This window comes from Flavobacterium chungangensis (genome assembly GCF_042654045.1).
In the GTDB taxonomy this organism is placed as follows: Bacteria; Bacteroidota; Bacteroidia; order Flavobacteriales; family Flavobacteriaceae; genus Flavobacterium; species Flavobacterium chungangensis.
The window spans coordinates 109,824-117,602 of the sequence record NZ_JBHSFY010000018.1 but is presented as its reverse complement, the minus strand read 5'-3'; the positions used below and the strand labels follow the sequence as shown (position 1 = coordinate 117,602).

The following is a 7,779-nucleotide window of genomic DNA, read 5'->3' as shown; positions in this document are numbered from 1 at the left end:
GCCTTAAGGTGGTTATTGCGGCGGGGCTCACCTCTTCCCATCCCGAACAGAGAAGTTAAGCCCGCCTGCGCAGATGGTACTGCAGTTATGTGGGAGAGTATGTCGTCGCCTTTCTTTTGAAAACCCCGTTTCTAAATGGGGTTTTTTATTCTAACTTTTACTTATAGAAATATAAGTAATATGGTACCTTAGCTCAGATGGTAGAGCAATGGACTGAAAATCCATGTGTCCCTGGTTCGATCCCTGGAGGTACCACATAATGCTCGGATGGTGAAATTGGTAGACACGCTGGACTTAAAATCCAGTGAACAGCAATGTTCGTGCGGGTTCAAGTCCCGCTCTGAGTACTAAAACTTCAATTAACTTTTGTTAATTGAAGTTTTTTTTTGATCTAAACTGAAATTGTTTTTCTTTTTTACCAGTATGCTAAAATATTAAAGGTCAAAAGCTGTTTTAATCAGAATTTTTATATTTTTACTTCTCTATTTAACTATAAATCTCGTTTTCAGCTATGCAAAATGTTTTTCTTAAAGAAGATTGTGACCAATTTGTTACTAGAATTAATGAGCTTAAAACAGATTCTCTGCCACTTTGGGGAAAAATGTCTGTTGACCAAATGCTGGCTCATTGTAACGTTACATACGAAATGGTTTATGATAATATCCATTCGAAACCAAATGCTTTCATAGAACTTCTATTAAAGCTATTGGCTAAAAATAAAGTGGTAAGTGAAACTCCTTATCCAAGAAGCCTTGGTACAGCTCCGCAATTTATTATTAAAGGCAATCGTGATTTTGAGCTAGAAAAAAGCAGACTAATTTCCTATATTCAAAAAACGCAAGAATTAGGCGAAAAAGAATTTGAAGGAAAAGAATCTCTTTCTTTTGGCAAGCTGTCTTCTAAAGAGTGGAATAATATGTTCGCAAAACATTTGGATCATCATTTATCTCAATTTGGTGTTTAAATAATTTTTATAGCTATGAGAATTTATACCATTATGCTTTTTCTTCTTTTAGGATTATCTTCTAATGCTCAAAAGCAAGAAGTTCAAAAATGCATTGAATCTTTTTTGAAGGATTTCATCAGAAAGATTCAGCAAAGATTAAATTGGTTTGTTCGGATAAAATGATATTGCAGTCTATTAGCGAAAGCACTGTGAAAGGAAATAAATTATCTGATGAAAGTGCAAAAGAGTTTTATAAATCTATTGCATCTATTCCTTCAAATATGAAATTCCAAGAAAAAATATTGAGTTATACTATTCAGATTGATGGAACAATGGCGCATGTTTGGACACCATATGAATTTTATTTAAATGATAAATTAAGCCATTCTGGTGTAAATGCTTTTACTTTATTTAAAGAAAAAGATTCGTGGAAGATTATCTATTTGATTGATACAAGAAGAAAATAATTAATTTTTAAGGATTTCGGTGTTGTAGTATAAGCAAATATCAGTTAAAAGACATTCAGGGCATTTAGGTTTAGGTCTGCAGATTTCGCGACCTAGAAATGAAATTGCCATCCCTATTTCTGACCAAATATTTTTCGGTAAAGCCTGCATTAAATCTTTTTCTACTTTATTACCATCTTTAGATTCTTTAATTATTCCAATTCTTGGCGCAACTCTTATTACATGTAAGTCCGCAATAATTCCTTCAGCTGGTTGGCCTGTTTCTCTTAAAATCACGTTTGCAGATTTTCTTCCAATACCTTTCAATGCAGTTAATCCTGACATGGTTAAAGGAATATTGTTATCCTCTTTTATGGTTTTTGCAATATCCAAAAGCCATTGTGCTTTAGTTCCGTGATTTCGAACTTTAGTGATATAAGGCAAAAAAGTTTCTAAATCGGTTTTTGATAGACTTTTTAGCGTTGGGAATTTTTCAAATAAAGCTGGTGCAATTGAGTTGATATTGGCATCAGAATCTTGAGCAGACAAAACAACCATGACTAATAACTGATATGGATTTTGATAATCTAGTGGATGTTTTTTGTTTTTATACTTTTTTAAAATTGGTTTTAATTTAGTTTCCCAATCTAATGTTTCTCCAAATAAATCCATTTTCTAATTCTCTTTAATGTTGATATTTAAATAGTTATCTATAAAGTTAATTGATTTTAATGAATTCTAGAATTTTTTTGATAACATTTTGATTTCCAAGTATTTTCCTGTGGCCTAATCCGTCGGTTAAAAATAAAGATCCATTTTTAAGATTTTCATAAATATGCTTTCCCGCTTTTACAGATACCTCGGGATCATCATTATCATGTATAACCAAAACAGGAATATTGATTTTCTGAGCTGCTCGATAGGCTGAAAAATCATCCATTGTAACTTGATATTTACTTTCAAAAGAATCTCTCAAATGATTGCTAATTTCTTTTCGCAAACCCAGTTTAGATGTGAATTCATCTAAAATATCTTGAATAATATCACCACTTCCTATAATTACAGCTTTTTCTGCTTTAAATCCATCTTTAATTGCATTTAGAACAGACATTCCGCCTAAAGAATGACCAATTGCAATTTCAAAAGGGCCAAATTGTTTTTCTATTTCTAATATAGAAGCTATAAACTCTGACATTATCGTTGTTTTTCCTTTTGATTTTCCATGTGCAGGAGCGTCAAAACTAACTGTTGAATAGCCTTTGTTCAAAAGTTCATCAGCAATTTTAAAGAGTTGCGTTCCTCTTCCAGACCAGCCATGTACCAATAAAACTTTGCGTTCACTTTGCCCGTATGCATATGTAACAATACTTTTATCAATTGAAGGGACATAGATTAATTCTTGAATGCTTTTAGCATTCATTTCTAATTCTCTTTTTGGAACTTTATGCTTGATAGGAGTTGTAAAAATCTTTGCAGCAAATTTTGTAACTAATTTTGTGGATATAAAAGCACAAATTTTCGCAGATATTATAATAATCTTAGGAATTTTTAATGATTTAGTAGGATTGATTGCCTTTTTTGCCATTTCAATAAAACTTATTTAAAAGAAGGATTTTGCTTGTTTTTTTGCTAAATTTAAAAAACATAAAAGTAGTATATAAATGATTGCTTCTTATGATAATCCTAAATTAATTTCTGAAATGGAAATATTTCATATTAGCGCAGAATGTTATCCTGTAGCAAAGGTTGGCGGATTAGGCGATGTAGTCGGTGCATTGCCAAAATATCAACAAGCTGCTGGCCATTCTGTTAGAGTTGTAATTCCTTGTTATGACACAAAGTTTAAAAAGGAAAATGATTTTGAATGTGTTCATTGGGGTACAGTTGAATTAGGAAATTTTAGTTTTCCGTTTAGTGTTTTAAAAGAAAAAACAGATAAGTTAGGTTTTGAATTATATCTAATAGAGATTAATGAATTATTTAATCGTCCGAATATTTATGGTTACGAAGATGATATCGAGAGATTTTTATCTTTTCAGATCGCCACATTGGATTGGATTATAGCGCGCAATAAAACGCCAGATGTTATTAATTGTCATGATCATCATACAGGCATTATTCCATTTTTGCTTCAGTTTTCTTATAAATATGAAAGTTTAAAAAATGTAAAAACAGTTATAACGATTCATAACGGTTTATATCAAGGCTGGTTTGGTTTTGATAAACTATATTATCTGCCAAAATTTGATTTAAAACATGTTGGATTTTTAGAATGGAGCAATTCTATTAACTCTTTAGCAGTTGCCATTAAATGCGCCAATGCCGTAACTACAGTATCTCCTAGTTATTTAAATGAAATTAATATTTCAGCTAATGGTTTAGAGTCTTTATTTAATTCTGTAAGAAATAAATCTAAAGGAATTTTAAACGGAATTGATATTGAAGTTTGGAATCCGATGAAAGATCAAATGATTGAGGAAAATTATTCGATTGAAGATTTTGAAGCTGGAAAAAGAAAGAATAAAGAGAAACTGTGCGAACAATTTGAGTTAGATCCATCAAAACCATTATTTAGCTTTATTGGTAGATTGTTCGAAGAAAAAGGAGGCGATTTGCTTCCGCATGCTGCTGCTTTGGCTTTATCTGAACATTTTGAGGAAATTAATATCTTGATTCTAGGTTCAGGAAATTCAGAGATTGAAGTGCAGTTGACTCAGCTGAGAAATGATTATAAAGGAAATTACAATGTTTTTATAGGTTATAATGAAGATTTAGCGCATTTGATTTATGCAGGTTCAGATTATATTTTAATGCCTTCTAGGGTAGAACCTTGTGGATTAAATCAGATGTATGCGATGCGTTACGGAACAATTCCGATTGTTAGAAGAACTGGAGGATTAAGAGATACGGTTGTTGATTTTGGAGATGAAGGAAATGGCATTTGTCATGATCAGGCTTCGGTCGCTGATATTTGCTATTCAATAAATCGTGCTGTTAGGTTGTATGAGGATAAAATAAATTTCAATAAAGTTTTAAAAAGAGGAATGTCAGCAGATCATTCCTGGGAAAGAGTTTGCCAAGAATATATCAAAATATACAACTTAATAATTCAGCAAAATGAAATTTAAAAAGAAAAATGTAGTTGCCATTATTTTAGGAGGTGGACAAGGTTCACGTTTATTTCCATTAACAGAAACAAGATCGAAACCTGCAGTTCCGATTGGAGGAAAATATCGTTTGGTCGACATTCCGATTTCTAATTGTATCAATTCTGATATTTTTAAAATATTTGTTTTGACGCAATTTAATTCCGCCTCTCTAAATGCTCACATTAAAAACACTTTTAATTTTAGTATTTTAAGTCAGTCCTTTGTAGATATTTTGGCGGCAGAACAGACTCCAGACAATCCAACCTGGTTTCAAGGAACAGCTGATGCCGTAAGACAATGTATGTCACATTTTTTGAAACATGATTTTGATCACGCTTTAATTCTTTCGGGCGATCAATTATATCAAATGGATTTTAACGAAATGCTTGAAGCGCATATTGCTGCTGATGCTGAAATCTCTATTGCAACGTTGCCTGTAAATGCTAAAGACGCTCCCGAATTTGGAATTTTAAAAACCAATCACGAAAGTGTTATTGAAGCTTTTATTGAAAAACCACATCCATCGCTATTACCTGAATGGGAATCGGAGGTAAGCGAACAAATGCAGGAAAAAGGTAAAAAATACCTTGCCTCAATGGGAATTTATATTTTCAATAAATCTTTGTTGCAGGAGCTAATGGCTGACCAAGAAACAAAAGATTTTGGTAAAGAAATTATTCCGCAATCGGTTGGAAAACATAAAATATTAAGTTATCAATATGAGGGATATTGGACAGATATCGGAAATATAGAATCATTTTTTGAAGCTAATATTGGCTTAACAACAGATATTCCAGAATTTAATTTATTTGATAACGAAAATAAAATTTTCACTAGACCGAGATTATTGCCTCCGTCTAAATTTAGAAATTCAATAATCAACCAATCTTTAATTTCTGAGGGATGTATTATTAACGCCAAAGAGATTAAAAGTTCCGTTATAGGTATTCGTTCTCGAATTGGCGAAGGGACTGTTTTAGAGAATTGCTACGTTATGGGGAACGATTTTTATCAAGATCTAGAAGAATTGAATCACGAAAGCAGCATCAATAAAATACATGTTGGTATAGGTGAAAACTGCTTTATTAAAAATGCTTTGGTTGATAAAAATGTGCGTATTGGAAACAATGTTCATATTAGTGGAGGTAAACATTTAGATAATTTTACTAACGAATTGTACAGCATTAAAGACGGAATTGTCGTAGTAAAAAAAGGAGTTACACTTGCAGACAATTTTAGAATTGAATAAAGACTGAAAATTCCAATATAAATATTCCAAATTCCAAATTCTATAATAATTATCTCTTAAACCAACCATATGACTAAAGTAATCCCACATTCTCTTTTTACTGACTTTGACATAGATTTATTCAAAGCGGGAAAGCACTTCAGATTATATGAAAAACTTGGAGCTCATTTAATTGAAGTAGATGGAATAAAAGGTGTTTATTTTGCTGTTTGGGCTCCAACGGCTCATTCTGTTTCAGTTGTTGGAGATTTTAATTATTGGACACAGGGTGAACATGTTTTAAACGTTCGCTGGGATTCTTCTGGAATCTGGGAAGGATTTATTCCTCATATTTCAAAAGGGGCACTTTACAAATACAAGATTCAATCTAGTGTAAATGGCGTAATTACCGAAAAGGCCGATCCATTTGCGCATTATTGCGAAAAACCGCCTCATACTGCATCTGTAGTTTGGGATCTAGATTATAAATGGAAAGATGATAATTGGATGCAAAATCGTCAGGATTATAATGCTTTGGACAAGCCCTATTCGGTTTACGAAGTGCATTTGGGGTCTTGGAGAAGAGGAGAACATAATCGTTTTTTGACTTATCTTGAACTTGCCGATGATTTGGTAAAATATATAAAAGAAACTGGTTTTACGCATGTTGAGTTTATGCCAATTATGGAATATCCTTATGACCCTTCTTGGGGTTATCAGCTTACAGGGTATTTTGCACCAACTTCCCGTTTTGGAAAACCACAAGATTTTATGGTTCTGGTCGATCGATTGCATCAAGAAGGAATTGGAGTGATCTTAGACTGGGTTCCGTCCCATTTTCCTGATGATGCACATGGTTTAGGGTATTTTGATGGCTCTCATTTATACGAGCATCCAGATCGAAGAAAAGGATATCATCCAGATTGGAAAAGTTTAGTTTTTAATTATGGAAGAAATGAAGTTCGAGCTTTTCTAATAAGTAATGCTGTTTTTTGGCTTCAAAATTATCATATCGACGGACTTCGTGTTGACGCTGTAGCTTCGATGCTATATCTCGATTATTCTCGAAAAGATGGCGAATGGGAAGCCAATATTTATGGCGGAAGGGAAAATCTAGATTCGATTAGTTTTCTTAAAGAATTTAATGAAGTAATCTATTCTAATTTTTATGGTGTTCAAACTATTGCAGAAGAAAGTACTTCATTTCCTATGGTTTCAAGACCAACTTCTGTTGGAGGTTTAGGTTTTGGAATGAAATGGATGATGGGTTGGATGCATGACACTTTAAAGTATTTTCAAAAAGAAACCGTTTATAGAAAATACCATCAGAATGAATTGACTTTTTCGATGACATATGCTTTTACTGAAAATTTCATGCTTCCATTTTCTCATGACGAAGTAGTATATGGCAAAAATTCTCTTATTTATAAAATGCCTGGCGACGAATGGCAGCGCTTTGCAAATTTGAGATTATTGTACGGGTATATGTTTACACATCCAGGAACAAAACTTTTGTTTATGGGAGCTGAGTTTGGTCAGACAAGTGAGTGGAATTTCGAACAAAGTTTAGATTGGCATTTGCTTCAGTTTGATTTTCATTCTGGAATAAAAAGTTTGATTACCGATTTAAATCAATTGTACAAATCACAGCCAGCATTATACGAAAAACAATTTAGAGGAGATGGTTTTGAGTGGATAAACTATTCAGATCATCAAAATGCTATTTTATCTTACATCCGTAAAGGAAATAATCCAGATGAAAATGTGATTGTGGTCTGCAATTTTACTCAAGTCGTTCGAGAAAATTATAGAATTGGTATTCCTAAAAAAGGCAATTTAAAAGAGATTTTTAATACTGATGCCAAAATATATGGAGGAAGCGGGATAGAAAGTACTAAACCATTAAAAATCGAATCAATTTCCTATGATGGCCGAGATTTTTCTGCAGAATTGATTTTGCCTCCTTTGAGTGTTACCGTATATACTTTAAATTAAGTAAAAATCTTGAAA

The 7,779-nt window shown here is 32.6% G+C and carries 7 protein-coding genes, 2 tRNA genes and 1 rRNA gene; 8 read left to right on the top strand and 2 right to left on the bottom strand.

Annotated elements, in window-relative coordinates; all coding sequences use genetic code 11:
• The first annotated feature begins 4 nt into the window (after positions 1-4).
• From rrf to ACFO3N_RS22745, 5 genes are all read left to right on the top strand, one after another.
• Positions 5-114, top strand: a 5S ribosomal RNA gene (gene rrf / locus ACFO3N_RS22765).
• 68 nt (positions 115-182) lie between these two features.
• Positions 183-255, top strand: a tRNA-Phe gene (locus ACFO3N_RS22760).
• A gap of 6 nt (positions 256-261) precedes the next feature.
• A tRNA-Leu gene (locus tag ACFO3N_RS22755) sits at positions 262-347 on the top strand.
• Between the two features lie 164 nt (positions 348-511).
• A complete protein-coding gene (locus tag ACFO3N_RS22750) occupies positions 512-964 on the top strand; it encodes a DUF1569 domain-containing protein (RefSeq protein ID WP_379801133.1) in 453 nt (150 codons plus the stop codon).
• Positions 965-1,125: 161 nt separating this feature from the next.
• Positions 1,126-1,413 (top strand): hypothetical protein, encoded by a 288-nt coding sequence (locus ACFO3N_RS22745; RefSeq protein WP_379801132.1) that lies wholly within the window; start codon positions 1,126-1,128, stop codon positions 1,411-1,413.
• Here ACFO3N_RS22745 and ACFO3N_RS22740 read toward each other — a convergent pair whose 3' ends face one another.
• Positions 1,414-2,064, bottom strand: a complete 651-nt coding sequence (locus ACFO3N_RS22740; RefSeq protein WP_095931116.1) for an endonuclease III domain-containing protein — start codon at positions 2,062-2,064, stop codon at positions 1,414-1,416.
• Positions 2,065-2,110: 46 nt separating this feature from the next.
• Positions 2,111-2,977: an alpha/beta hydrolase gene (locus tag ACFO3N_RS22735; protein WP_379801131.1), complete on the bottom strand. Its 867-nt coding sequence runs from the start codon at positions 2,975-2,977 to the stop codon at positions 2,111-2,113.
• A gap of 115 nt (positions 2,978-3,092) precedes the next feature.
• On the opposite strand from ACFO3N_RS22735, the gene ACFO3N_RS22730 reads away from it, so the two are divergent.
• From ACFO3N_RS22730 to glgB, 3 genes are all read left to right on the top strand, one after another.
• On the top strand, positions 3,093-4,520 hold the full coding sequence (locus ACFO3N_RS22730; protein ID WP_379801135.1) for a glycogen synthase: 1,428 nt from the start codon (positions 3,093-3,095) through the stop codon (positions 4,518-4,520).
• A complete protein-coding gene (locus ACFO3N_RS22725; protein WP_379801129.1) occupies positions 4,510-5,790 on the top strand; it encodes a glucose-1-phosphate adenylyltransferase in 1,281 nt (426 codons plus the stop codon). Before ACFO3N_RS22730 ends, ACFO3N_RS22725 begins: the two co-directional genes overlap by 11 nt.
• 69 nt (positions 5,791-5,859) lie before the next feature.
• Positions 5,860-7,764 (top strand): 1,4-alpha-glucan branching protein GlgB, encoded by a 1,905-nt coding sequence (gene glgB / locus ACFO3N_RS22720; protein ID WP_379801128.1) that lies wholly within the window; start codon positions 5,860-5,862, stop codon positions 7,762-7,764.
• Positions 7,765-7,779 lie beyond the last annotated feature (15 nt).

What these genes read in the sequence shown, in the direction of transcription:
- ACFO3N_RS22750 (WP_379801133.1), top strand. Translation starts at nt 512, where the DNA reads ATGCAAAATGTTTTTCTTAAAGAAGATTGTGACCAATTTGTTACTAGA.
- ACFO3N_RS22745 (WP_379801132.1), top strand. Translation starts at nt 1,126, where the DNA reads ATGATATTGCAGTCTATTAGCGAAAGCACTGTGAAAGGAAATAAATTA.
- ACFO3N_RS22740 (WP_095931116.1), bottom strand. Translation starts at nt 2,064, where the DNA reads ATGGATTTATTTGGAGAAACATTAGATTGGGAAACTAAATTAAAACCA.
- ACFO3N_RS22735 (WP_379801131.1), bottom strand. Translation starts at nt 2,977, where the DNA reads ATGGCAAAAAAGGCAATCAATCCTACTAAATCATTAAAAATTCCTAAG.
- ACFO3N_RS22730 (WP_379801135.1), top strand. Translation starts at nt 3,093, where the DNA reads ATGGAAATATTTCATATTAGCGCAGAATGTTATCCTGTAGCAAAGGTT.
- ACFO3N_RS22725 (WP_379801129.1), top strand. Translation starts at nt 4,510, where the DNA reads ATGAAATTTAAAAAGAAAAATGTAGTTGCCATTATTTTAGGAGGTGGA.
- glgB (WP_379801128.1), top strand. Translation starts at nt 5,860, where the DNA reads ATGACTAAAGTAATCCCACATTCTCTTTTTACTGACTTTGACATAGAT.